Here is a 24,046-nt window from a genome sequence, read left to right on the forward strand (position 1 = left end):
TACAAGGCGCGATAATGGAGCTAGCCGATGTGTGAATTACTAGGCATGAGCGCCAATGTTCCTACCGATATTTGTTTCAGCTTTTCCGGCTTTTTACACCGCGGTGGGGGCACTGGGCCTCACCGCGATGGGTGGGGCATCGCATTTTACGAGGAGGGTGGATACCGCGAGTTTCGTGACCCTCACCCCTCGGTTAATTCCCCGATAGCTCGCTTAATCTGTGAATATCCTATCAAGTCCAATGTAGTGATTAGCCACATTCGCCAAGCGAATGTAGGCGGCGTACGGCTGGCAAATACCCACCCATTTACCCGTGAAATGTGGGGGCGGCCCTGGTGCTATGCCCATAATGGCCAATTGAGTGATTGGCAGCAGTTACCATTAGGTACGTACACCCCGGTAGGTAATACCGACAGTGAACATGCGTTCTGCTGGTTAATGGGCGAGCTGCGTCGTTGCTTTCCCACGCCGCCTGCGTTTCCTGAATCATTGTGGGAGCGTTTGCATGGGCTATGTGAAGAGTTGCGCGGACTAGGCGTTTTTAACCTACTGTTATCTGATGGCGTTTACTTATATAGCTACTGCTCGACCAAGTTGGCGCATATTACTCGTCGCGCACCTTTTGGTGAGGCGGAGCTGTCCGATGCAGAGTTAACGGTTAACTTTATCGAGCATACGACGCCTAACGATATTGTCTCTGTGATTGCTACAGAGCCGCTTACTCAAAATGAAGCGTGGCAGCGAATGGTTCCTGGTGAATTATTGGTATGGCGCGAGGGAGAGATCAAAGCGAGTTACGGTCGTAGCAAATAGTGTGGTGACACAGCGTGAGCGACAGCAACAGGGCAGTGCTTTAAGCTAAAGTTGAAACGCCAGTTTCAATCGATCGTTTTACAGCGTGCTGCCTGTCGTATATGGTTGGCTCTTTTAGGCTTGCTAGTTAGTCACGCACAATAACAAGGTCGGTCAAATATCGACACGGATAGCGGAGATTGCCCATGAGCGAAAACGCCAATGCCCACGTACTACGTGGCCCAGCGCTTGAAGGCTTGGATCAGTACAACTCAGTCACGGATGTCTTTCATTCAGCGGTTAAACGTTTTGCCAACAAGCCGGCATTTAGCTGCATGGGCAAAACCCTAACGTTTGCCGATCTTGATCGTCTTTCTGCTAACTTTGCCGCTTGGTTGCAGCACGAAACCGACTTGGTTCCTGGCGACCGAATCGCCATTCAGTTACCTAACGTGCTGCAGTTTCCTGTGGCGGTGTTTGGTGCGCTAAGAGCGGGGCTGGTGGTCGTTAATACCAATCCGCTATACACCGAGCGGGAGATGGCGCACCAGTTCAAAGACTCAAATGCCAAAGCCATTGTGATTCTGGCCAATATGGCGGATAAGCTTGAGAAAGTGTTGGATAAAACGGATATCCAACACGTCTTGGTGACCCAGCTTGCCGATATGCACGATGTGCCGAAGCGTTGGCTAATTAACGCCGTTGTTAAGCACGTTAAAAAGATGGTGCCTGCCTACTCGCTACCCAAGGCTGTTGGCTTCCGTGATGCACTGAAAAAAGGCGCGTCGTTACATCACACCGAGGTGCAACGCACCATGGGTGATGTGGCTGCACTGCAATACACCGGCGGCACCACCGGTATGCCTAAAGGCGCGATGCTGACCCACCAGAACCTTGTGGCCAATATGCTTCAGGCGCGTGCCGCTATCGGTGAGCACTTGACCGATGGTGAAGAGCTGGTAATTGCGCCATTGCCGGTCTATCACATCTATACGTTTACCGTTAACTGTCTATTCCTGATGGAAACAGGCAACCACTCGCTATTGATTACGAACCCTCGCGATTTAGCTAGCTTTGTCAAAGAGCTTAAAGGCTTGCCGTTTACCGGGTTTATTGGTCTGAACACGCTGTTTAATGCGCTGTGTAACCGAGATGACTTTAAGCAGCTCGATTTTTCAAAGCTAAAGCTGACCATTTCCGGCGGTATGGCACTGACTAAAGCGGCGGCTCAGCGTTGGGAAGAGACAACGGGGTGCCCGATTGCAGAGGGCTACGGGCTAACCGAAACATCGCCCATTGTTAGCTTTAACCCCACAAACGCTATACAGCTGGGCACCATTGGCAAGCCAGTGGCTGGTACCGCGGTGAAAGTGATAGATGCAGACGGTAATGATGTTCCCATGGGCGAGCCTGGTGAACTTTGCGTGCAAGGGCCTCAAGTGATGAAAGGTTACTGGCAGCGCGAAGATGAAACCCGCAATTCTATTGATGAAAACGGCTGGTTCCATACGGGCGATATTGCCGTGCTGCAAGATGATGGCTACATCAAGATCGTTGATCGTAAAAAAGATATGATTTTAGTATCTGGCTTTAATGTCTACCCCAATGAAATCGAAGATGTCGTGGCAGCGCATCCAGATGTGTTGGAGTCTGCGGCCGTGGGAGTGCCAGATGAAGGTGCTGGAGAGGCCATCAAGCTCTTCGTTGTTTCCAAAAACAGTGAGTTAGACGCTGAGACGCTGCGCAAGTGGTGCAAAAAAGAGCTAACCGGCTACAAAGTTCCGAAGTACGTAGAGTTTCGTGATGAGCTTCCCAAAACCAACGTTGGCAAGGTATTGCGTCGACAGCTCCGCGATCAGGAAACAAGCAACGCTTAAGCACTTAATCAGGTCGCCATTAGGTGGTTGTTAGGCGTCCTGTTATCGAAGGCGTTACAATAGTCGGCCCACTCATGCAGTGGGCCGATTTTATTCTGAGATGGAAACCGAGCCTAACGTGACCACCGACACGCAAACTTCCCATGCTGACGCCCAGAACGCTTATCCACTCACCGTATTAGATGAGGAGATAAGGCACGTTATGCTGCGTGATGCACAGCAGCTAGCGCGTCGTGTGGCAGGCCTTAAGCGGCGTCAACGAGACAGAAAACCGATTGACCGCGGTGTCCAGCAAGTCCAGCGCGACCTGGAAAAAGCTAAGCGCCTGCTGGCTAACCGTGAAGCACTCAAGGTAGCGCTGGAGTATCCTGCCGAGTTGCCTGTAGTCGAACGACGAGAGGATATCCTAAACGCTATCCGCGACCATCAAGTTGTCGTCGTGGCGGGGGAGACAGGGTCGGGCAAAACCACTCAGTTGCCTAAAATATGCCTAGAGCTTGGCCGTGGGCGTAAAGGGGTGATTGGGCATACCCAGCCACGTCGACTGGCAGCACGTAGCGTTGCCGGGCGATTAGCGGAAGAGATGAGCGTGCAGTTGGGTGAGCAGGTGGGCTACCAAGTACGCTTCAATGATCAAAGCTCCCCAAATACGCTCGTAAAGCTGATGACGGACGGTATCTTGCTGGCAGAAACCCAGCACGACCCTTTGCTGCTGCGTTATGACACGCTGATTATTGATGAGGCGCACGAGCGTAGCCTTAACATCGATTTTTTGCTGGGTTATTTAAAGCGCCTGCTGCCTAAACGTCCTGATCTAAAAGTTATTATTACCTCAGCCACCATCGATGTAGATCGTTTTGCTGCCCACTTCGGCAGTGCCACCGCGCCTGCGCCGGTGGTTGAAGTTTCTGGCCGCACGTTTGCTGTCGATGTTCACTATCGCCCGTTGGTGCGTAGCGAAGAGGATGAAGAAGACCGGACACTGCAAGAAGGCATTTTGCATGCTGTGCGCGAAATCGAAACCATCGAGCGTGAGAAGGGCTGGCTGCATGGTCCTCGCGACGTGCTGGTGTTTTTGCCCGGAGAGCGTGAGATTCGTGAGACGGCCGATACCCTGCGGCGGGCTGACCTAACCGGCACCGAGATATTGCCGCTCTATGCTCGGCTTTCCAACGAAGAGCAAAATCGTGTCTTTGCTTCCCATCGAGGGCGGCGAATAGTGCTGGCGACTAACGTTGCGGAAACCTCGCTTACGGTACCGGGAATTCGCTACGTTATTGACCCGGGCTTGGTGCGGATCAGTCGCTACAGCTATCGGGCGAAAATACAGCGACTACCGATTGAGCCGATTAGCCAGGCCAGCGCCAACCAGCGTAAAGGTCGCTGTGGACGGGTGGCAGAAGGGGTATGCATTCGTCTTTATGATGAAGAAGATTTCCTCTCGCGACCAGCGTTTACCGATCCAGAAATTCAGCGCACCAATTTAGCCTCGGTCATTCTTTCCATGCTGGCGCTGAAACTTGGCAGCATTGAGGCATTTCCTTTTGTTGATCCGCCCGATGGTCGGTTCATAAAAGATGGCTTTCGTTTGCTGTTTGAACTGGGGGCGGTAGACGACCAGCAGCGCCTGACCACGCTGGGGCGTAAGCTCGCTAAGCTACCCATCGACCCACGGCTAGCGCGTATGGTCCTGGCAGGCGCCGAACGAGGCAGCCTGCGGGATGTGTTGATTGTGGTATCGGCTCTGGCAATACAAGACCCAAGAGACCGACCAGCCGACAAACGCCAAGCGGCGGATCAAGCGCACCAGCGCTGGCATGATCCCGATTCTGATTTTGTTGCGTTGTTAAACTTATGGCATGGCATCGAAAATGCCCGCGAGGTGCTCTCAGGCAACCAACTACGTCGCTGGTGTCGCGAGCACTATATTAACTATCTGCGCATGCGCGAATGGCATGACACGTTCCGTCAATTGCGTCAGCTGCTGCGCGATATGGACATCGACGTGCCCGCACCGCTGCCTAGAGATGAAGGCGAAAGCGAAGAGCAAGCCAAGCAAGCGCGCCGTAAAACGTCAGGAAAACTGCACCAGGCACTGTTGTCCGGATTGCTGTCTAACCTGGGCACACTGCTGGAAAATCGTGAATATCTCGGTGCGCGTAATCGTAAGTTTATGATTCATCCCGGTTCAGGATTGGCGAAAAAAACGCCGAAGTGGGTAATGGCGTTTGAGCTGATTGAAACCACTAAATTGTTTGCCCGGACAGTGGCAAAAATTGACCCTCAGTGGATTGAGCCTCAAGCGCAGCACCTGATAAAAAGCAGCTACAGCGAGCCTCACTGGGAAATGAAACGTGCCCAGGTAGTGGCGTTTGAGCAAGTAACCCTGTTTGGTTTGCCGATCGTTGCCCGTCGCCGCGTGCATTATGGTCCTATCGCTCCCCAAGAGTCCCGGGAGCTGTTTATTCGTCGTGGGCTAGTGGAAGGCGAATTTCAGACGAAGGGTGAGTTTTTTGCCCATAACCGAGCGCTGATTGAAGAGGTCGAGGCGCTCGAAGATCGTGCACGTCGGCGTGATATTCTGGTCGATGAAGAGACGTTGTTTGCTTTTTATGATGAACGGCTCCCTCACGATATCGTTAATGGCAAGGGGTTTGAGCACTGGCGCAAGCAAGTGGAGCGTGAGTCTCCTGACTTATTAAAATTCGATATTGAGGCACTTAAAGCACGGGATGCCAACGACGTGACTCAGGCGCAGTACCCTGATCATCTGACGTTGGCAGGGGTTGCCTATCCGGTTAGCTATCACTTTGATCCTGATGCAGAAGATGATGGCGTTACGCTAACCGTGCCCGCTGCTATGTTGCCTCAGTTGCCCGTGCATGCCCTTGAGTGGTTAGTGCCTGGATTGCTGCGTGAAAAGTGTATTGCGCTGCTTAAATCCCTGCCGAAAAGCATTCGTCGCCAGGTGGTCCCCATTCCTGACTGGGTCGATGCAGCGCTGGAAATGCTCGTGCCCGACAAGCGCCCACTGACCGAGGCGCTGGGCGAGTTTATTCGGCGGCGAACGGGGACGCGGGTCCACCCTGATGACTGGCGGCTAGATCTGCTAGCACCGCATTTAATTATGAACGTGCGCGTGGTCGATCACGCTGGCAAAACGTTGGGCCAGGGGCGTGACGTGCGTGCCCTGGAGCGGCGCTTTGAGGAAGCCGCCAGCAAGGGAGCTCAGGCATTATCAGAGCAGGCGAGTCAGGCGCCGGCGCTTGAAGGCCTCCCAAATGAGCCGCTCCCTGAGTCCCGGGTGACCACTCAGGCGGGTATCCGTGTTGAAGCTTACCCGGCACTGGTGGCAGAAGAAGCCCGCTTCAAAGTGGCCCTTTTCGATCATCCCGCCAAGGCCGCGGCAGCTCATCAAATGGGCGTGGCGCGTTTGGCGATCTCACAACAGCCGGATCAAGTGAAAGCGATTAAGCGTTTGCCTGGCGTGGAAACATGCGCGTTATTGTTTGCCAAGGTAGGCAACAAGAATGAATTAGTTGATGATCTTTTACTGGCGGTATTTACTCAAGTAGTGGCCACGCATCCGCTGCCACGCTCGGAGCAAGCGCTTAAGCAGCGCTTGCAAGCGACTGAAGGAAGCTTGTTAGCGCATGCACAAACACTGTTAACGCATGTTGAGGCAGCGCTGAAGGGGCACTTGGCGGTAACCAAGATCTTGAAAGGTAAACTCAATTTTGCGTTGGCGCTTGTTTACAGTGATGTCAGTGCCCAGATGAAGCGATTGGTTTACCCCGGTTTCATTCGCGATGCAGGAGAGTGGTTAACGGAGTATCCTCGTTATACAGAGGCTGCGTTAATTCGGCTTGAAAAAGCCGCGCGCGAGCGAGGCCGCGACCAAATGCTGATGCACGATGTCCAAGCACTGGAAACACGTTTTGACGCGCGCCGTAAAAGCGAACGCAGAGGCGACGCGGAAGACCCAGAGTTAGTGGCATTTGGTTGGTGGATTCAGGAGCTTCGGGTGTCTCTGTTTGCCCAGCAGTTGGGGACTAAAATGCCCGTTTCTGTGAAGCGCCTAGAAAAACGTTGGGAAGAGCTTATTAGCGTTTAACGCTTGTCATAAGACGATAATAGGCTTACCTAGTTAAGCCAATGCACCAAGATGACAACATCGATTGACAGCCAGCGACTCTCAGCAAGCCGCTAAAAGGAGAAAGGCATGACACATGTGGTGATTACCGGTACAGGACTTTACACGCCGGAACACGCCATTGATAACGCGTCGTTGGTGACAGCATTTAACGCGTGGGTAGACAGCCAGAATGCTCGGCATGCTGATGCAATCTCACGTGGTGAGCGAGAGCCGTTGTCACACTCCAGTAGCGAGTTTATTGAAAAGGCATCCGGCATTAAAAGTCGTTATGTGTTGGATGCCTCAGGAATTCTTGATCCAGCCCGCATGCGGCCTAAACTGCCCCAGCGTAGTAATGATGAACCGTCTATTCAGTGTGATATGGCTACCCAGGCGGCACAGCAAGCATTGGCAGCCGCTAACGTCGATGCTGCTGATATTGAGCTTGTCATCGTGGCGTGTTCGAATCTAGAGCGCGCCTATCCAGCCGTGGCTGTCGAAGTTCAGCGAGCGTTAGGCACCAGCGGTTACGGTTTCGATATGAATGTAGCCTGTAGTTCAGCCACATTTGCCCTTGAAACAGCGGCCAATGCAATTGCATCTGGTAGTGTAAAGCGAGCTCTGATTGTAAACCCAGAGATCTGCTCGGCACATCTCAACTTTACAGATCGCGATAGCCACTTTATTTTTGGCGATGCTTGTACTGCGATGGTGCTGGAAAGCAGTGACTGCGCCGTGTCTGATGAGCAGTATGAGATACTAGGTACGCGTCTAGTGACGAAATTCTCTAATGCGATTCGTAATAACGCAGGCTTCTTGAATCGCGTCACCGACAGTGACCCGCTGGCGCTGGATAAGTTATTTGTACAAGAAGGGCGGCGGGTATTCCGAGAGGTGTGCCCCATGGTAGCTCAACTGATTGCGAGCCATTTAGCCTCTCTAGAGCTGTCTGGAAGTGATTTGAAACGCATGTGGCTGCATCAGGCTAATCAGCATATGAATGACCTGATTGCGCGGAAAGTGCTAGGTACTGCGCCGAGTGAAACGCAGGCGCCCATTATTCTAGATCGCTACGCTAATACCAGCTCAGCGGGATCGATTATTGCCTTTCACCTGCATCGTGAACAGTTAGTAAGTGGTGATATTGGTGTGATTTGTTCGTTTGGCGCAGGTTACAGCGCCGGCAGTGTTGTTATACGCCGTCGATAACCGTGCTTTGGGTTAATTGTTTTCAGGCGTGAAATGCGTCGAACCGCACGCCACCTATGTTGAAAGAGGAACTACCATGCTTGGGTTGTTAGCAAAGCAAAAAAGCGCGCTTAGTTGGTGCTACAAGGGATTGCCTGTCTTGCTGCTAGCCGTATTAAGCATGAGTGGGTGTGCCAGTTCTGGGGGGAGTGTTGGCGAGCAAGTCCAGCCTGAAGATCCTTGGGAAGGGTTTAACCGTCGCGTGTTTGCCTTTAATGACGTGCTGGACCGTTACACGTTAAAGCCAATCGCTAAAGGGTATCAGACAGTGACCCCCGATCCCGTGCAAACGGGCATAGGTAACTTTTTCGCTAACCTTAGTGACGTGCGCACCGCGTTAAATAGTTTACTCCAAGGCAAGCCAGCTAATGCGGGGCTTGCTACTTCGCGCTTTCTAATTAACTCGACGGTAGGTGTTGGCGGACTGTTGGATTACGCTACGTTGATGGAAATCAATGCCGACAAGGAAGATTTCGGTCAAACGCTGGCGGTGTGGGGATGGGATGACTCGCGCTATTTAGTGTTACCGTTGCTCGGTCCTAGAACACTTAGGGATGCCACTGGACTACCTTTTGACATTGCCGCTCATCCGCTTACTTATCTGGATGACCATGCGCTAAGGGATGGTTTAGCGGCACTGGATATTATTCATATTCGCGCAGGGCTACTTGATCAAGAAGACTTGATTAGTGGCGATCGTTACAGCTTTGTTCGTGATGCCTTCTTACAACGCCGTCAGTTTGAGATTAGTGATGGTGAGCTTGGGGATGACCCATTTGCTATGGACGATTTTGAATTCGACGATACCGATTTTGGTGACGACGATTTCGCCGATTGAGGCTTAATATGGATCATTCCAAGCAGTTGATCGCGGTGATCGATGAGCCAGGGCAAGAGCGTGACGCGCTAGCAGAAGCGATTACGTGCGATGGCTTGTGGGTATTTGCAGCAGATAATATTGACAATTTGCCTGCCGATACAGCGCTTATCGTTGCTCATGCAAGGGCAGTGCCGCGCCAGCAGTGGTCGCAGCTGACACATCGTTTGCCTACCTTAGTTGTCAGTGATTCTCGTCAGGACGCGGACCTGATTAAGGCAGTCGATGTTGGTTTAGTTGACTATATTGTTCATCCGCTACGCCATGCAGAGCTGTTGCGCCGGATGATTCGCAAAGCCATCGAGCTTCACACACTGGCTCAGGAGCGAGACCGAGACCGAGAGCGTCTGGCCGAATTAAACGAAAGCTTGGAAACGCATTTAGCCTTACTGCGTATGGATCAACAGAGCGGTGGTCATATTCAGCGCCGTTTATTGCCTATTCATCCCAAAACCATCAATGGTGTGTACTACGACTACTGGTTTGCACCTTCGCTGTATTTGTCAGGCGACTTCCTTGACTATCAGCGCTATAACGACCGCTATAGCGCGTTCTATTTTGCCGATGTGTCAGGGCATGGAGCGTCTTCTGCGTTTGTGACCGTACTGCTCAAGTATCTATGCAACCGATGGCTGAATGAGTGGGATGGCCAATCGCCAGAACAGTTGGCACCTAATTGGTTGGCGGCATTAAACAGAGAGTTACAAGACACTGATATTGGCAAGCACGCGACCTTGTTTGTTGGCGTGATTGACCACCAGGAGCAGACGCTTCACTATTCGCTCGGCGCACAGCTTCCTATGCCATTGCTAGTGTCTGGTGGTAAGCTAGTGCGTCTTGCGGGAGAGGGGATGCCAGTAGGTCTTTTTCCAGATGTAGAGTATCCTTCGCTCAGCTGTGCTTTACCGGCCGATTTTCATTTGTGGCTGTGTTCAGACGGTGTATTGGAATGCTTGCCGGGTAAGACACTCGACACGCGGCTCAAGGAACTTGAGCAATTAGTAAGTGAAAGTGTCACGCTTGAGCAGTTGCGCGATCGGCTAGCCAACACCAACTCTCTTCTTATCGAAGGTGATGCGGATGATGAGGCGAACCAGGACCGCGATGCTTTACCCGATGACCTGACAATCATGATGGTGAGCGGATTTGGTCATGCTGATTGAAGAGGGCCGCATTAAAGCGGCGTTCGACTCCGGTGTATTTGTTTTAAAATTATGTGGCGACGTGCGTTTGACGTTGTGCGCTACGCTTGATTCTCAGGCTCAGCGTTTAGCTGAAACGCCCGGGCTGACGGCGGTAATGATCGATCTGCGCGAAGCGACGAATGTCGATTCGACGGCGCTGGGTTTTCTTGCCAAAGTTGCTATGGCGGTAAAAGGGCGCTTGGAGCACCCACCTACCATCATCGCTGATAATCCAGATGTACGGAAAATGCTGGATGTGATGGGTTTTTCACGCTTTTTTACGTTAATGGAAGCGCCATTGCAGCAAGCGTCGACGCTAACATCGGCCCTAGAAGACTTGCCTGCTGAGCCCGCTGACGAGGAGGGGCTGCGTGAACGTATTTTAGAGGCCCATCGAATTCTGATGCATATGAATGAGCACAACCGCGAACAGTTCCAACCGCTTGTGGAAATGCTCGAAGCGCAAAACTCGACGGCCCACTAGCAGCGCACTGCATCTGTCGGTAGGTTTCAAGAGCCTACTTGCCAAGGCCCTCCTGGGATAAACATCCAGGAGGGCCTGTTAGCTTTTGCTGCCGCCTATCTCTTTGTTAACGGTGCAGCGGAGTCGGCAATCGAATTAGCTGTCGCGAAGCTTGCTAAGCAATTCTTCGAGCTTGCGCTGGTCAGCCATAAACTTGCGGATACCTTCTGCCAGTTTGTCCGTCGCCATCTCATCTTCATTCATCGCCCAACGGAAATCTGCCTGCGCTAACGCTTCATTCGCTGCGCTGGAAGCTGCTTTGGGAATAAGTTGTTGCGGCAGTTCTCCTTGAAGTTCGTCTAGTTCGTTAAGTAGCGCTGGGGATATCGTCAAACGATCACAGCCAGCGAGCGCCTGAATTTCACCCACGTTTCTGAAGCTTGCGCCCATAACGATGGTGGAGTAGCCATGGCCTTTGTAGTAATCGTAAATGCGCTTAACAGACTGCACGCCAGGGTCGTTGGTGCCGCTAAAATCTGTGTCAGGGGCTTTGGCTTTATGCCAATCGAGAATACGGCCTACGAACGGTGAAATGAGCGTTGCACCAGCATCTGCACAGGCCTGTGCTTGGGCAAAGCCAAATAACAGCGTTAAGTTAGTGCGAATGCCGTCACGTTCAAGTTGGCGAGCGGCTTGGATGCCTTCCCAGGTCGATGCCATCTTGATCAAAATACGCTCTGGGCCCACGCCCTGCTGGGCATATCGCTCAATTAGCGAGTGTGCCTTGGCAATGGTGGCATCACGATCAAACGATAGTCGAGCACTGACTTCCGTCGACACGTAGCCGGGGACCAGTTCGCTGATTTCGCTGCCGATATCAACGGCTACTCGATCTACGGCGTCTTCCAAGTGGGTGCTTTGTTTAGCAATGCTGGCGAGCCGTGCACGTCGTTCTTCCTGCTGAGCAGCTTGCAAAATGAGCGAGGGGTTGGTCGTGGCATCTTGAGGCTGGAAGCGGCGGATCGCCTCAAGGTCGCCGGTGTCAGCGACCACTGTGGTCATCTCTTTTAATTGGGTTAATAGGCTAGCTGCCATGCATCGCTCCTTAGTTGTAGATAGCTGTCGTTGAGATAGTACTTTTGAGATAGCACTCTTTGCGATAGTTGCCGTTGGGGTACTTTAGCAAGGGCATTACGTGGCGAACAGAGACCGACAAATGTAATGAAATCGATTATGATTAGCGGCCTATCTATTCAGCGGCATTCTCTGCTGATTAATGCCAACGCCAAGGATGTTTATGGAACTTAATCCTCGTCGGGTGGCGCTGTTGGTGGCGGCCAACACAGCGCTCGCGCCGTTTGCGATTGATGCTTACTTACCAGCCATGGGGATTCTGGCCGAAAGCATCAATGCGAGTATTCATCATACTGAACTCTCAATCAGTATGTTTTTATTTGGCTTCGCCATTGGTCAGCTATGCTTTGGGCCGCTGTCGGACAGAATGGGACGTAAGCCTGTTTTGCTCAGTGGTTTGGTGGTGTTTATGCTCGCCAGCCTAATGATTGCCACTGTTGATAGTTTGCCCTCTTTGTTGGTATGGCGGTTCATTCAAGCATTGGGTGGCGGCGCTTGCGTGGTGAATTCAGCGGCTATTGTGCGCGACTGCTTCAGTGGACGTGAAGCCGCTAAAGTCATGTCGACGATGGCCATGATCATGATGCTTGCGCCGTTGGTGGCACCAGCCGTGGGTAGTATCTTGCTGCACATTGCGGGGTGGTGGCTGATATTTGTGTTTTTGGCCGCTTACGCAGGATTTTTGCTTTGGCTACTAGGAACTCGTTTACCCGAAACACGGGATATCAACTTGCCTGCGGCTTCACCTCGTCAAGTTGTACTTAACTACGTCAGCGTGCTGCGACACAAAGAGGGGATGGGCTACATTTGTGCTGTTGCAGCGTCATTCGCTGGACTGTTTGCTTTTGTAACCGCCTCTCCGTTTTTATACTTGGACTACTTCTCACTATCACCGAGCGTTTACCCCATGGTGTTTGGTGTCAATGTTTTGGTCATTGCGCTATCTAATCGCGTCAATATTCATTTGTTGCGTAAACGTTCACCACAACAAAATTTACGGCTAGGGCTAACAATTCAGTTAATTGCAGCACTGGGGCTGGCTATTGCGACAGCGCTTAATTTGGCGTCGTTATACGTGGTGGTGCCGCTAGTCATGTTGTTTACCGGCATGATTGGTTTGATCACACCTAATGCGATTTCTGCGTTATTGGATCATTTTGGTCATATCAGTGCCACAGCGACTGCGCTGCTAGGTGGCATCCAGTTTAGCTGTGGCGCAATTGCCGGGGTGCTAGTGGGCTTATTTCAGGTAGAGCACCTATGGCCGATGGTGCTTACTATGCTGGGAGCCGCATTGCTGGGTAATATCGGCGTCCGCAAATTGACAAAAAAGCCCGTTTACGGTGATACGTATTGAAGCTTTATGCTGCTAAATGGTGTTGGTGAGAAAGTATGATGATTGATTCAGATGAATAGCCTGATGTCATGGATAGATATGCCACTTGGCGTGTGGTTAGCCTGTTCAGCCGTATTAATGCTGGGGGCTTTCGTGCAGCGTGCGACAGGGTTCGGTTTGGCAGTGGTCGGGGCGCCGCTATTGTTGATGCTAGAGCCACGTTTGGTGCCAGTGGTTCTCGTGTTGTTTGGGTTCACTGTTTCATTGCTGATGGTACGTCACTACTGGCAAGAAATACGTCTAGACGCGATAGGCATTGCCTTGATTGGCCGCTTGCCGGGAAATGCACTGGGCATTTGGTTATTGTTAGCTGCCCCGTTGGTGGTGCTCGAAAAACTGATCGCCGCTATCGTGCTGTTTGCTGTGGTCGTAACGCTGTTTCGTTTTCATCCCCCGGTAAACCGTGTAACCCTGTTCCTGGCTGGTGTGCTATCAGGTGTTTTTGGCACGGTGGCTGCTATCGGTGGTCCTCCAATCGTCCTGTTAATGCATGGCTTTCCACCTGATCGCATGCGCGGCAATTTAGCTGCTTTCTTTATTCTGACCTCTCTACTAACGCTTATGACACTAGCCCTTGCGGGCCAGGTGTCCGCTTGGCATTTTAAATTGGCGTTGACGTTTCTACCTGCAGTGCTAATCGGTAACGCCCTGGCAGATGTGATTGCTCATCGGTTGGATAGGCGGTTACTACAAGGTGTCTCCCTCGGGCTATGTACGTTGGCAGCGTTGGGGCTGTTAATTTAACACCAGACACAAGTGGGACTGCGGGTAAAAAAAATTAGTGATGTTATGCCGTGTCACAAAGTTGTCATTGAAACGGTGCAGAGTACGTCCTGCGAAGGCCAAAACCTTACATCGACAGGAGTATTTCGCATGAACCGTATTCTTAAAACGACCGTGATAGCGGCTGCCGTAATGAGCGTTGCCGGTGTTGCCCAGGCACGTGACCAGATCCGCATCGTAGGTTCCAGTACCGTTTATCCGTTTGCCAGCTACGTTACTGAAGAGTTCGGTGCCACTACCGGCAACCCTACTCCTGTTATTGAATCAACAGGTTCAGGTGGCGGCTTGCGTCTGTTCTGTAATGGCCTTGGTGAAGGTACACCCGATATAACCAACGCTTCACGTCGTATGAAGCCCTCCGAATTCGAGCGCTGTGAAGAGAACGGCGTTACCGATATTACCGAAGCTAAAATCGGTTCTGATGGTATCGTTCTTGGCCAGTCTGCTGATAACGACGAAGTCAACTTTACCTTGGAGCATATTTTCCTAGCGGTTGCCGCTCAGGTTCCGGTTGATGGTGAGCTGGTTGATAACCCTTACACCAACTGGAGTGAGATCGACGGTTCTCTGCCGGATCGTGAGATTTCTATCTATGGGCCGCCCACGACTTCTGGTACCCGCGATGCTTTTGAAGAGCTGGTGATGGAAGTTGCTTCAGAAGAGCTGGGAGCCTACGGTGACGAAGGTTACACCGAAATTCGTTCAGACGGCGTTTATATCGACGCGGGCGAAAACGATAACCTGATTGTTCAGCGTCTATCAGAAGATACTGGCGCCTTTGGTATCTTTGGCTACTCCTTCCTTGAAGAAAACACTGACACTATTAGTGCAGCAAGCATCAATGGAGTAGAGCCAGAAGTTGAAGCCATTAGTTCAGGCGAATATCCGGTTGCTCGTTCGCTGTGGTTCTATCTCAAGAACCAGCACGCTGATGAAGTAGCACCAATGTATGACTATGCCAACATGTTTATGGAAGAGCTAATGATTGGCAGTGATGGCTACTTGATTGATATTGGCTTGATTCCGCTGCCCGAAGCTGAGCGTGAACAGGCTCGCCAGCGCGTTGCTGACCGTGCCCAGTTAACGCTTGAAGATCTGAAGTAAGGTTAGTACCGCTTGATACAAGAGGCCGGTAGCACAAGCTACCGGCCTTTTAGTTTGAGTTGGCTATATCTTGGTGTATGTCACATTGCTGTCATGTTTTTACGCCAAAGTAGTCGCCAACACGATTTCATTAGGTGATGCGAGAGAAATTCGATGCAAACTAACCAGCTACTTCTACTCTTTTGCACTGTGCTCTTGCTGTTTGGGCTAGTGGCCTACTTTATTGGCCGCGCAAAGGCTTCCCGTGTACGCGCGTCTGGGGCTGCAATGTATGCGCAGCCAGACCAGTATGCATGGTTTGCTGTTCTCTCAACTGCGGGGCCTGCGGTGTTAGTGGGCGCAGTCGGCTCTTTGCTGTTATTGCTGCTAGGAGCGGATATCCCCCCGCTGTATTTATTTGCCGCGAGTCTTGTTGTGGCCGCCGCGGGCTTGGCGGTAGGTGTTGCTCAAATAAAGCCTCAGTTCCACGCCCGCCAAGCCATTGAGCGCGTAATCCGGTGGATTTTAGCAGGCGCGGCACTGATCTCGATTTTTACAACCTTTGGAATACTTTTTTCAATTATTTCAGAGGCTTTGCGCTTTTTTAAAATGCATAGCTTCTGGAATTTTATCACCGGCACCACTTGGAACCCAGGCGCGAGTTTTTTAGCCTCGGCGGGTCGTGGTGACGGCAGTGGTGCCGAGTTTGGCTCAGTGCCGCTATTTGCGGGCACCTTCATGATCACTGCTATTGCGATGCTGGTAGCGGTGCCGGTAGGTTTGCTCTCTGCTATTTATATGTCGGAATACGCGCCAACAAAGGTGCGCACTGTTGCTAAGCCTGTACTTGAGGTGTTGGCAGGTATTCCAACAGTGGTATACGGCTTCTTTGCTGCCATTACCGTTGCTCCAATTATTGTAAACATTGCCGGGTTTTTTGGTTTAGACGCGTCTTATAACAATGCCGTCGCACCCGGTGTGGTAATGGGAATTATGATTATCCCGTTTATTTCATCGCTTTCCGACGATGTCATTAACTCTGTGCCAGACAGTATGCGCCAAGGCTCGCTCGCATTGGGCATGACGAAAGGCGAGACCATTCGTGATGTGGTTATACCTGCTGCTTTACCTGGAATTATTTCTGCGTCATTGCTTGGTATGTCGCGAGCGCTAGGCGAAACAATGATTGTGGTGATGGCTGCAGGAATGCGACCTAATCTAACGGCAAATCCATTAGAAGATATGACGACGGTGACGGTGCGCATTGTGGCGGCGCTGACTGGCGACCAGGAGTTTGAAAGCGCAGAAACACTGTCAGCGTTTGCTCTGGGCTTGGTGCTGTTCGCGGTGACGCTGACGCTCAATCTCGTCTCAGTCTTAATGATTCGCCGCTTCCGTGAAAAATACCGCGTAAATAACCTGTAACGCCGAGGAACTGATTCGATGAGCCATACTTTTGACGAGATCAGCCAGCAGCTAAAGCGGCGTCACCGCAAGTCAGCACGCTTGAAGTGGGTATCCATGGGCGCGCTGGGGTTGGCAGGTCTATTTTTGTTGCTGTTCTTTGCTGACATGTTGAGCAAAGGGTTGCCAGCTTTTCAGCAGGCGTACATCAATACGGAAATTCGTTATTCAGAAGAAGCTAGCCGCGACGGCCGCCAAGCCTTTGATAACGAATTGCTACCACTGATTAGTCGCACCGAGGTGAGGGTAGTTCCGCTGCAACTGCGTAACAACCCTGAACTAATTGGTACGTCAGAGCAACGTTGGTTGTTGGCGAACAGTGAAGTAGATCAATATCTAAAAGGGCATCGAAATCGCCTCAGCGACCAAGAAAAGGCCGAGATTGAGGAGCGCGTAGCTGCTGGCCAAGTTGATCTACGCTTCAATAAAACGTTCTTTGGTTCTGGTGATTCAAAAATTGCTGAGAATGCAGGCATTTTGTCGGCGGTTGTTGGCACAGTGATGACGATGATCGTTACTTTGCTGATCGCATTTCCCATCGGTGTAATGACCGCGATTTATTTAGAAGAGTTTGCGCCAGATAACCGCTTTACCCAAGCAATTGAAATCAATATTAACAATCTAGCTGCTATCCCTTCGATTCTATTCGGTTTACTGGGCTTAGCGATCTTTATTAACTTCTTCGGGGTGCCGCGCTCTTCGCCACTGGCAGGTGGTATGACCTTGGCACTGATGACGCTGCCGGTAATTATTATCTCCACCCGTACGGCGCTGCGAAGTGTACCGGATTCTATTCGCCATGCGGCATTTGGAGTAGGCTGCTCACGCTGGCAGGTCGTGCGTGATCATGTTCTTCCTTTGGCGATGCCGGGCATCATGACTGGTTCTATCATCGGTTTGGCACAGGCGATGGGTGAAACAGCGCCGCTGATTATTGTTGGAATGGTGGCATTTATCCCTGATGTAGGGGCTTCGTTTACTAATGCTGCAACGGTAATGCCCGCTCAAATATTTACTTGGTCAGGTGAGCCAGAGCAGGCGTTTGTAGAAAAAACCGCCGGCGGTATTTTAGTGCTGCTCACCATACTTATCTCACTCAACGCCTTTGCCGTTGTACTACGTAAGAAATTTGAGCGTCGCTGGTAGGCCAGCACGTCATAGAGGACACTACTATGAACAGCCATGTACCTGTCATGAACCAGCAGAATCTGCCCGATGTAGGGCAGCCCTATACGCGTAATGAAAAGGCTTGCCATGATTTAAGTATTCGCGTTCGTGACTTAAATCTGTGGTACGGCAAAACCCAGGCGCTAAAAGGGTTAAATATAGATCTGTTTCAGAAGAATGTAACCGCGTTGATTGGCCCTTCTGGGTGCGGTAAATCGACCTTTTTGCGCTGTCTTAACCGCATGAATGACCTGATTCCTAGCGTGCGCATCGAAGGGGCGGTCGAGATGGATGGGCAGGACGTCAATGCTGCTAAGATGGACGAAGTCGCGTTGCGCCGTCGTGTTGGCATGGTCTTTCAGAAGCCAAATCCTTTTCCTAAATCGATCTACGAAAATATTGCCTACGCACCGCGTATGCATGACTTAGTCAGTCGTAAGGCTGATCAAGACGAGCTTGTTGAGAAGGCGTTGCGTGATGCAGGCCTGTGGAATGAAGTGAAGGATAAACTGCAGGAGCCTGGCACCTCGTTATCCGGCGGCCAGCAACAGCGTTTGTGTATTGCACGCGCGATTGCTGTACAGCCGGATGTGATTTTAATGGATGAACCGACTTCGGCGCTTGACCCGATCTCGACCGCAACCATCGAAGATTTGATGGATAAGCTGAAAGAGCAGTTCACCATTGTTACCGTGACGCATAATATGCAGCAGGCCGCACGGGTAGCTGATTACACGGCGTTTTTCCACCTGGGAGAAATCATTGAGTACAACGATACTAAAGTGATGTTCTCAACCCCAGCACAGAAAAAGACCGAAGACTATATCTCCGGTCGTTACGGCTAACCAAGACTGCCTGCAGGCTAGCCCCAAGCTAACCTGCAGGCATTTTTTTATTTTTTCATATATGTTTTTTCGTATATTGGCATTGCGAATTTTTGCACTATTTATTTATTTAGACGTTCATGAATACGTTTATCTAAATAGGAGGCCCCATGACATTACGTATCGGTATTAACGGCTTTGGTCGTATTGGTCGATTGGCACTGCGAAGCTTATGGGCTGAGGTTGAAGCTGGGGCAGTAGAGCTTGTGCGTATTAACGACCCTGGCGGCGATTCGGCAACGTTTGCTCATCTGCTTGAGTTTGATTCGGTGCATGGCCGCTGGTCTCCAGGTGAGGGGATTGTCGCTTACGACGATGCGATAGTTGTAGATGGTAAAACGGTTGCGTTTAGTGCCAATAAAGCGATTGCCGACAGTGACTGGTCTGCCTGTGACGTGGTCATCGAGTGTTCGGGAAAAATGAAAGAGACCGCCAAGCTCCAAGCGTACCTTGATCAAGGCGTTACGCGCGTAGTGGTGAGTGCACCGATTAAAGAAGAGGGCGTGCTGAACGTGGTGGTAGGTGTCAACGATCATCTTTATGATCCCTCTCGGCACCGGATCGTAACGGCCGCTAGCTGTACCACCAACTGCTTAGCCCCGGTCGTTAAAGTGATTCAGGAAACCTTTGGTATTCGCCATGGTTCGATGACGACGGTACACGACATCACCAATACTCAGACGATCCTAGATGCGCCGCACAAAGACCTACGTCGCGCTCGCGCCTGTGGTATGAGTTTGATTCCAACGACAACGGGCTCTGCAAAAGCAATTACAGCCATCTTTCCCGAACTGAAAGGCAAGCTGAATGGCCATGCCATTCGCGTACCGCTGGCCAATGCATCGCTCACCGATATGGTGTTTGAGCTGGTGCGTGAGGTCACGGTGGAAGAGGTCAATCAAGCGCTGAAAATGGCCGCGGAGGGAGAACTCGCCGGTATTTTGGGATATGAAGAGCGCCCGTTGGTATCGATTGATTACCGCACTGACCCGCGCAGCTCCATTATCGATGCGCTTTCTACCATGGTGGTCAACGGTACTCAGCTTAAGCTATACGCCTGGTATGACAACGAGTGGGGCTACGCCAACCGCACGGCCGAGTTGGCGCTAATGGTAGCTGGTGAGGGGACAGTTAAGGAGCAGATCGTTAGTGAGCAGATGGGCCGTGGCTGATTCGCTAAAGATGTTCGCACGCGTAAAGGCGTTACCTTTCGAGGTGCGCCAATACATGCTGATCACAGGCAACTACTGGGCGTTTACCATTACCGACGGCGCGCTGCGCATGCTGGTGGTGATGTATTTCCACCAGCTAGGCTACTCGCCGCTGCAAATCGCCATGCTGTTTCTGTTTTATGAAGCGTTTGGCGTAGTGACCAACTTGATCGGCGGCTGGCTAGGTGCGCGGCTAGGCTTGAACCGCACGATGAATGTGGGGTTGGGACTGCAAATTGTTGCGCTTGTGATGCTGATGGTGCCTGCAGGGATGCTCACGGTTGTTTGGGTGATGGCGGCGCAGGCGCTGTCTGGCATTGCTAAAGACTTAAATAAAATGAGTGCTAAAAGTGCGGTCAAAGTACTGGTGCCTAAAGAGAGTGCCAATGCCAATAGCGCGCTCTACCGTTGGGTAGCGATGCTGACCGGCTCTAAAAATGCGTTGAAAGGCTTAGGCTTTTTTATTGGGGGAGTACTGCTGACGCTGATTGGTTTCCGTGGTGCGGTGATTGCCATGGCGGTAATGCTTAGCGCGGTATTAATGGTCTCTTTATGGCGCTTAAAGGCAGACTTAGGCCGCCAAAAGGTAAAGCCCAAGTTTTCGGAAATCTTCTCTAAGTCCCGCGCAATTAACGTGCTTTCAGCGGCGCGCTTTTGCCTGTTTGCATCCAGGGATGTTTGGTTCGTAGTGGCATTGCCGGTATTTCTATACGATCAGCATGGTTGGAGTCACTGGACTGTAGGGGGATTACTGGCAGCATGGATTATTGGCTACGGTGGGGTACAAACCCAAGCTCCTAAGCTTACCCGATTGATTAAGGGGGATGCCCGTGCGCTAACCGCAGGGTGGGCAGCCGCTTTAGCGGTACTAGCGATTGTGTTGGCGTTGTTACCGCTGGCGCAGGTGGGGTGGCTGGTGGTCGGGCTTTTGGCGTTTGGCGTGCTATTTGCGATTAACTCTAGCTGGCACAGTTACCTGATCGTTCATTACGCTCGTGCTGATGGCGTCTCGATGGATGTCGGCTTTTATTATATGGCCAACGCCATGGGCCGTTTGGTAGGAACGCTGCTGTCAGGCTGGTTGTATATGGCTTACGGACTGAGCGCCTGTCTTTGGGTATCGGCGGCCTTAGTGGCAGCCAGCTCAGTGATGGCACTGGCGTTACCTAGACAAGCTGCTTAACACCCGTTTCTAGCCTGCTGATAACGCCGCGCCATCCACATAAAGGTGGCGCAATTTCCACCAGCCTTCCACGCCAATGCGCAGTCCTTGGTTAGCAAGGCCGGGATCAATATAGATCGAAACACTCTCTTGAATATGGTGCTGATAGTGCTGGGTATCTTCTGGATAGTGCGCTTCGGCTACCGCTAGATTGGCGAGGCCTCCACAGCAGCCGTGCCGTGGGGAGAGACGGACGGTCACAACGCCGCCTTGTTGTTTGATGAAGTCGACGGCGTTGCTGTCGATATCAATGACATGGCTCATTGCTCACCCCGCACTATTGTCCTGGTATGTGGTTCCTATATTAGCTCGCTGGATAGTAGATAGTTTCGCCATTCTCTTTGGTAAAGTGTGCAACGGGTTGTTCAAGCAGCTCCAATACTCGTTCGGGTGGGCGACACAGGCGCGCGCCTTTTTGGCTAATGACGATAGGACGATTGATCAGAACCGGGTGCGCTAGCATGGCGTCAATCAGCTGATCATCGTTTAGCGAAGAATCACTCAATTTTAGCTCATCAAAAAGCGCGCCCTTTTGGCGCAGCAGTTCTCGTGGTGACATCTTCATTATCGCCAGTAGCGCTACTAGCTGCTCTCGATTGGGCGGTGTTTCCAAGTAGTGGATTACCTCGGGGTCTTCGCCCGACGCCTTGATCATTGCCAGTGTATTGCGCGAATTACTGCAGTTAGGGTTGTGGTAGATGGTGACCATTCAGGGGGAGCCTCTCAGGTTATGCGAATGAATAGGTGAAGGAAAATGCCGGCGCGTGTTGTTGGCAATGCGTACCAGTGCGAGCATAAGCGGTACTTCAACTAAAACACCCACTACTGTGGCTAACGCGGCGCCTGATTGTAAACCAAACAGTGCAATGGCTGCTGCGACCGCCAGTTCAAAAAAGTTGCTGGCACCGATCATAGCGCCTGGGGCAGCGATGTTGTGCGGCACACGCCATGCTTTAGCCCAACCGTAGGCAATAAAAAAGATCAAGAACGTTTGAATAATCAGTGGAATAGCGATCAATACGATATGCAGTGGATTGTTTAGAATAACATCGCCTTGGAAGGCGAATAGAAGCACGAGAGTGATGATTAACCCGATGGGGGTGATGGGGCCTACGCGCTTCATAAACACGTTGTCGTACCATTCAGCTCCGCGCTTGGCGATCAGTGCTTTACGGGTGATATAGCCAGCGGTAAGCGGGATGACGATGTACAGCACGACCGATAAAATAACCGTGTCCCAGGGCACTTGGATGTTTGAGATTCCTAGTAACAGCACCACCAGCGGCGCAAAGGCAAACAGCATAATCAGATCATTCAAAGCTACTTGAACCAGTGTGTAAGCGGCATCACCTCGGGTCAGGTAACTCCATACAAATACCATCGCGGTGCAAGGGGCTGCCCCCAGTAGTATGGCACCTGCTAGATATTGGCTGGCCAGTTCCTCCGCAATAAATGGCTGAAAAACCACCATGAAAAACAGCCAGGCCAAGGCGAACATGGTGAAGGGTTTAATCAGCCAGTTGACCGTGGTGGTAATGGTCAGGCCCTTTGGCTGGCGGCGCACTCCTGCAATCGCACTGAAATCAATCTGCGCCATCATGGGAAAAATCATCGCCCAGATTAATACGGCAATCGGAATGGAGACCTGGGCATACTCAAACCGTGATAACACCTCTGGCACGGCAGGGGCGAACTGCCCAAGTGCAATCCCGGTAACAATGGCAATTGCTACCCATACGGAAAGGTAGCGTTCAAACAGCCCCATGTCGGCACTGCTGGGTGATGAGTTACGCTGGTTTGTCATAAAACCACTCCCTGATCAAATAGCACGTTGGCTGACGCGTTTGGAGACTTCTTCAGCACTCTCTTTGCGCTCAGAATAACGGTCGGTCAGTAAATCGCTGCGCTCACAAACCAGCAGTGTGAACTTCACTAGTTCTTCCATAACATCAACAATGCGGTCATAAAATGGAGAAGGCTTCATGCGACCGTTGTCATCAAACTCCATAAAAGCTTTAGGTACCGATGACTGATTTGGAATTGTCACCATGCGCATCCAGCGCCCTAAAATACGCAATTGATTTACCGTGTTAAACGACTGGGAGCCACCGCACACCTGCATTACTGCAAGTGTTTTGCCCTGAGTGGGGCGAACGCCGCCTAAGGCAAGAGGAATCCAGTCAATTTGTGCTTTCATAATGCCAGTCATTGCACCGTGGCGTTCAGGTGAGCACCACACCATGCCATCGGCCCACTGTGCCAGCGTGCGCAGCTCATCCACTTTAGGATGGCTTGAATCTTCCGCATCCGGCAGGGGCAAGCCACTAGGATCAAAAATCTTTGTATTTGCCCCCATTGCATTGAGTAGCCGAGCGGCTTCTTCAACGGCTAATCGACTGCATGAGCGTTCCCGCAGTGAACCGTAAAGCAGCAGGATTTTGGGGGCAGGCTGGTCACTCGAGGGAAGCCTCAATGTTGCATGATTGGGAGCTTCAAATAGGCTGCTGTCTACGTTGGGTAAATCATCAAGCAATGCCATTGGTAATGCTCCTTTGATGTCGAGGTAGTGGGGGTTGATAGCTATAATATATGTTTTTCCATATGTTTGTGTCAGTAACTAGCAGGCTGCAACAAAGACGTCATCATGGAGGCGTAAATTGCTGTAATTACACCCATCAAGAGGTCACTTACTTATGCCAAAGCGTCGCGTGTTATTCCTCTGTAATGCCAATTCTGCACGGTCTTTGATGGGAGAAGCGCTACTTCGCCAGATGGCCAGTGATCGTTTTGAGGCTTTTAGCGCCGGCGCCGAGCCCGATGAACCCCATGCGCTAACGTTAGAGGCACTGCATAACCAAGGGCTTTCAGCGGAAGGGTTACGGAGTAAGTCGCTGGATGAGTTTGAGGACGACTACTTCGACTTTGTCATTGTACTTTGCGACAAGGCACAACAAGTTTGTAGAGACTGGCAAGGGCGCGCCAGAGAAGTGCTTTTCTGGGATATTCGTGATCCGAGGCTAATTAGTAAATTAGATGCATACGAGCAATCGCTGCTTGAGATTCGTCGGCGTTTGCAGCTATGGCTGTCTCTGCATGCTGATAATCAGCTACGTGGTTGAAATAATT

At 51.5% G+C, this 24,046-nt stretch carries 21 protein-coding genes; 16 read left to right on the plus strand and 5 right to left on the minus strand.

Features of this window, described 5'->3' with window-relative positions; genetic code table 11:
• The first annotated feature begins 27 nt into the window (after nucleotides 1-27).
• The 7 genes from IR195_RS06510 to IR195_RS06540 all read left to right on the plus strand — a co-directional run bounded on the left by IR195_RS06510 (nucleotide 28) and on the right by IR195_RS06540 (nucleotide 10,597).
• Nucleotides 28-813: a class II glutamine amidotransferase gene (locus tag IR195_RS06510; RefSeq protein ID WP_206049059.1), complete on the plus strand. Its 786-nt coding sequence runs from the start codon at nucleotides 28-30 to the stop codon at nucleotides 811-813.
• A gap of 185 nt (nucleotides 814-998) precedes the next feature.
• Complete coding sequence (locus IR195_RS06515; RefSeq protein WP_206049060.1) at nucleotides 999-2,669, plus strand: AMP-binding protein; 1,671 nt, start codon at nucleotides 999-1,001, stop codon at nucleotides 2,667-2,669.
• Nucleotides 2,670-2,769: 100 nt separating this feature from the next.
• Complete coding sequence (gene hrpA / locus IR195_RS06520; protein ID WP_206049061.1) at nucleotides 2,770-6,783, plus strand: ATP-dependent RNA helicase HrpA; 4,014 nt, start codon at nucleotides 2,770-2,772, stop codon at nucleotides 6,781-6,783.
• A 108-nt stretch (nucleotides 6,784-6,891) separates the two neighbouring features.
• The gene (locus IR195_RS06525; protein WP_125746853.1) at nucleotides 6,892-8,013 is read left to right on the plus strand and encodes a beta-ketoacyl-ACP synthase III; all 1,122 of its coding nucleotides are present in this window, start codon (nucleotides 6,892-6,894) and stop codon (nucleotides 8,011-8,013) included.
• Nucleotides 8,014-8,089: 76 nt separating this feature from the next.
• Nucleotides 8,090-8,890, plus strand: a complete 801-nt coding sequence (locus IR195_RS06530) for an MlaA family lipoprotein (protein WP_146945271.1) — start codon at nucleotides 8,090-8,092, stop codon at nucleotides 8,888-8,890.
• Between the two features lie 8 nt (nucleotides 8,891-8,898).
• Entirely contained in the window at nucleotides 8,899-10,092 is a 1,194-nt protein-coding gene (locus tag IR195_RS06535; protein WP_125746857.1) for a PP2C family protein-serine/threonine phosphatase, read from the plus strand.
• Complete coding sequence (locus IR195_RS06540) at nucleotides 10,082-10,597, plus strand: STAS domain-containing protein (protein ID WP_146945272.1); 516 nt, start codon at nucleotides 10,082-10,084, stop codon at nucleotides 10,595-10,597. Before IR195_RS06535 ends, IR195_RS06540 begins: the two co-directional genes overlap by 11 nt.
• Before the next feature lie 135 nt (nucleotides 10,598-10,732).
• Here the strand turns inward: IR195_RS06540 and tal are convergent, their stop codons facing one another.
• Nucleotides 10,733-11,671 (minus strand): transaldolase, encoded by a 939-nt coding sequence (gene tal, locus IR195_RS06545; RefSeq protein ID WP_206049062.1) that lies wholly within the window; start codon nucleotides 11,669-11,671, stop codon nucleotides 10,733-10,735.
• Nucleotides 11,672-11,873: 202 nt separating this feature from the next.
• On the opposite strand from tal, the gene IR195_RS06550 reads away from it, so the two are divergent.
• The 8 genes from IR195_RS06550 to arsJ all read left to right on the plus strand — a co-directional run bounded on the left by IR195_RS06550 (nucleotide 11,874) and on the right by arsJ (nucleotide 20,881).
• Complete coding sequence (locus IR195_RS06550) at nucleotides 11,874-13,067, plus strand: multidrug effflux MFS transporter (protein WP_206049063.1); 1,194 nt, start codon at nucleotides 11,874-11,876, stop codon at nucleotides 13,065-13,067.
• A gap of 51 nt (nucleotides 13,068-13,118) precedes the next feature.
• Nucleotides 13,119-13,850 (plus strand): sulfite exporter TauE/SafE family protein, encoded by a 732-nt coding sequence (locus IR195_RS06555; protein ID WP_125746865.1) that lies wholly within the window; start codon nucleotides 13,119-13,121, stop codon nucleotides 13,848-13,850.
• Between the two features lie 129 nt (nucleotides 13,851-13,979).
• Nucleotides 13,980-14,993, plus strand: coding sequence for a substrate-binding domain-containing protein (locus IR195_RS06560; protein WP_125746867.1), 1,014 nt, complete (start codon nucleotides 13,980-13,982; stop codon nucleotides 14,991-14,993).
• A 153-nt stretch (nucleotides 14,994-15,146) separates the two neighbouring features.
• Nucleotides 15,147-16,397: a phosphate ABC transporter permease subunit PstC gene (gene pstC / locus IR195_RS06565; protein WP_206049064.1), complete on the plus strand. Its 1,251-nt coding sequence runs from the start codon at nucleotides 15,147-15,149 to the stop codon at nucleotides 16,395-16,397.
• Between the two features lie 18 nt (nucleotides 16,398-16,415).
• Nucleotides 16,416-17,582, plus strand: a complete 1,167-nt coding sequence (gene pstA / locus IR195_RS06570) for a phosphate ABC transporter permease PstA (RefSeq protein ID WP_125746871.1) — start codon at nucleotides 16,416-16,418, stop codon at nucleotides 17,580-17,582.
• A gap of 26 nt (nucleotides 17,583-17,608) precedes the next feature.
• On the plus strand, nucleotides 17,609-18,448 hold the full coding sequence (pstB, locus tag IR195_RS06575) for a phosphate ABC transporter ATP-binding protein PstB (protein ID WP_125746873.1): 840 nt from the start codon (nucleotides 17,609-17,611) through the stop codon (nucleotides 18,446-18,448).
• A 149-nt stretch (nucleotides 18,449-18,597) separates the two neighbouring features.
• Nucleotides 18,598-19,659 (plus strand): ArsJ-associated glyceraldehyde-3-phosphate dehydrogenase, encoded by a 1,062-nt coding sequence (locus IR195_RS06580; RefSeq protein ID WP_206049065.1) that lies wholly within the window; start codon nucleotides 18,598-18,600, stop codon nucleotides 19,657-19,659.
• A 10-nt stretch (nucleotides 19,660-19,669) separates the two neighbouring features.
• On the plus strand, nucleotides 19,670-20,881 hold the full coding sequence (gene arsJ, locus IR195_RS06585; RefSeq protein ID WP_206049753.1) for an organoarsenical effux MFS transporter ArsJ: 1,212 nt from the start codon (nucleotides 19,670-19,672) through the stop codon (nucleotides 20,879-20,881).
• Nucleotides 20,882-20,890: 9 nt separating this feature from the next.
• Here arsJ and IR195_RS06590 read toward each other — a convergent pair whose 3' ends face one another.
• From IR195_RS06590 to arsH, 4 genes are read right to left on the minus strand one after another with little or no spacing between them, the layout of a single operon-like run.
• On the minus strand, nucleotides 20,891-21,184 hold the full coding sequence (locus IR195_RS06590) for a CC/Se motif family (seleno)protein (protein ID WP_125746877.1): 294 nt from the start codon (nucleotides 21,182-21,184) through the stop codon (nucleotides 20,891-20,893).
• Between the two features lie 40 nt (nucleotides 21,185-21,224).
• Complete coding sequence (gene arsC / locus IR195_RS06595) at nucleotides 21,225-21,629, minus strand: arsenate reductase (glutaredoxin) (protein WP_125746879.1); 405 nt, start codon at nucleotides 21,627-21,629, stop codon at nucleotides 21,225-21,227.
• Entirely contained in the window at nucleotides 21,630-22,724 is a 1,095-nt protein-coding gene (gene arsB / locus IR195_RS06600) for an ACR3 family arsenite efflux transporter (RefSeq protein ID WP_206049066.1), read from the minus strand.
• Between the two features lie 15 nt (nucleotides 22,725-22,739).
• Nucleotides 22,740-23,459 (minus strand): arsenical resistance protein ArsH, encoded by a 720-nt coding sequence (arsH, locus tag IR195_RS06605; protein ID WP_206049067.1) that lies wholly within the window; start codon nucleotides 23,457-23,459, stop codon nucleotides 22,740-22,742.
• 154 nt (nucleotides 23,460-23,613) lie between these two features.
• Between arsH and IR195_RS06610 the strand changes: the two genes are divergently transcribed.
• Nucleotides 23,614-24,039, plus strand: coding sequence for an arsenate reductase ArsC (locus IR195_RS06610; protein WP_206049068.1), 426 nt, complete (start codon nucleotides 23,614-23,616; stop codon nucleotides 24,037-24,039).
• Nucleotides 24,040-24,046 lie beyond the last annotated feature (7 nt).

This window comes from Vreelandella venusta (genome assembly GCF_015689495.1).
Classification (GTDB): domain Bacteria; phylum Pseudomonadota; class Gammaproteobacteria; order Pseudomonadales; family Halomonadaceae; genus Vreelandella; species Vreelandella venusta.

Excerpts from the sequence above, each read along its gene's own strand:
- IR195_RS06510 (WP_206049059.1), top strand. The coding sequence starts at position 28 with ATGTGTGAATTACTAGGCATGAGCGCCAATGTTCCTACCGATATTTGT.
- IR195_RS06515 (WP_206049060.1), top strand. The coding sequence starts at position 999 with ATGAGCGAAAACGCCAATGCCCACGTACTACGTGGCCCAGCGCTTGAA.
- hrpA (WP_206049061.1), top strand. The coding sequence starts at position 2,770 with ATGGAAACCGAGCCTAACGTGACCACCGACACGCAAACTTCCCATGCT.
- IR195_RS06525 (WP_125746853.1), top strand. The coding sequence starts at position 6,892 with ATGACACATGTGGTGATTACCGGTACAGGACTTTACACGCCGGAACAC.
- IR195_RS06530 (WP_146945271.1), top strand. The coding sequence starts at position 8,090 with ATGCTTGGGTTGTTAGCAAAGCAAAAAAGCGCGCTTAGTTGGTGCTAC.
- IR195_RS06535 (WP_125746857.1), top strand. The coding sequence starts at position 8,899 with ATGGATCATTCCAAGCAGTTGATCGCGGTGATCGATGAGCCAGGGCAA.
- IR195_RS06540 (WP_146945272.1), top strand. The coding sequence starts at position 10,082 with ATGCTGATTGAAGAGGGCCGCATTAAAGCGGCGTTCGACTCCGGTGTA.
- tal (WP_206049062.1), bottom strand. The coding sequence starts at position 11,671 with ATGGCAGCTAGCCTATTAACCCAATTAAAAGAGATGACCACAGTGGTC.
- IR195_RS06550 (WP_206049063.1), top strand. The coding sequence starts at position 11,874 with ATGGAACTTAATCCTCGTCGGGTGGCGCTGTTGGTGGCGGCCAACACA.
- IR195_RS06555 (WP_125746865.1), top strand. The coding sequence starts at position 13,119 with ATGAATAGCCTGATGTCATGGATAGATATGCCACTTGGCGTGTGGTTA.
- IR195_RS06560 (WP_125746867.1), top strand. The coding sequence starts at position 13,980 with ATGAACCGTATTCTTAAAACGACCGTGATAGCGGCTGCCGTAATGAGC.
- pstC (WP_206049064.1), top strand. The coding sequence starts at position 15,147 with ATGCAAACTAACCAGCTACTTCTACTCTTTTGCACTGTGCTCTTGCTG.
- pstA (WP_125746871.1), top strand. The coding sequence starts at position 16,416 with ATGAGCCATACTTTTGACGAGATCAGCCAGCAGCTAAAGCGGCGTCAC.
- pstB (WP_125746873.1), top strand. The coding sequence starts at position 17,609 with ATGAACAGCCATGTACCTGTCATGAACCAGCAGAATCTGCCCGATGTA.
- IR195_RS06580 (WP_206049065.1), top strand. The coding sequence starts at position 18,598 with ATGACATTACGTATCGGTATTAACGGCTTTGGTCGTATTGGTCGATTG.
- arsJ (WP_206049753.1), top strand. The coding sequence starts at position 19,670 with ATGTTCGCACGCGTAAAGGCGTTACCTTTCGAGGTGCGCCAATACATG.
- IR195_RS06590 (WP_125746877.1), bottom strand. The coding sequence starts at position 21,184 with ATGAGCCATGTCATTGATATCGACAGCAACGCCGTCGACTTCATCAAA.
- arsC (WP_125746879.1), bottom strand. The coding sequence starts at position 21,629 with ATGGTCACCATCTACCACAACCCTAACTGCAGTAATTCGCGCAATACA.
- arsB (WP_206049066.1), bottom strand. The coding sequence starts at position 22,724 with ATGACAAACCAGCGTAACTCATCACCCAGCAGTGCCGACATGGGGCTG.
- arsH (WP_206049067.1), bottom strand. The coding sequence starts at position 23,459 with ATGGCATTGCTTGATGATTTACCCAACGTAGACAGCAGCCTATTTGAA.
- IR195_RS06610 (WP_206049068.1), top strand. The coding sequence starts at position 23,614 with ATGCCAAAGCGTCGCGTGTTATTCCTCTGTAATGCCAATTCTGCACGG.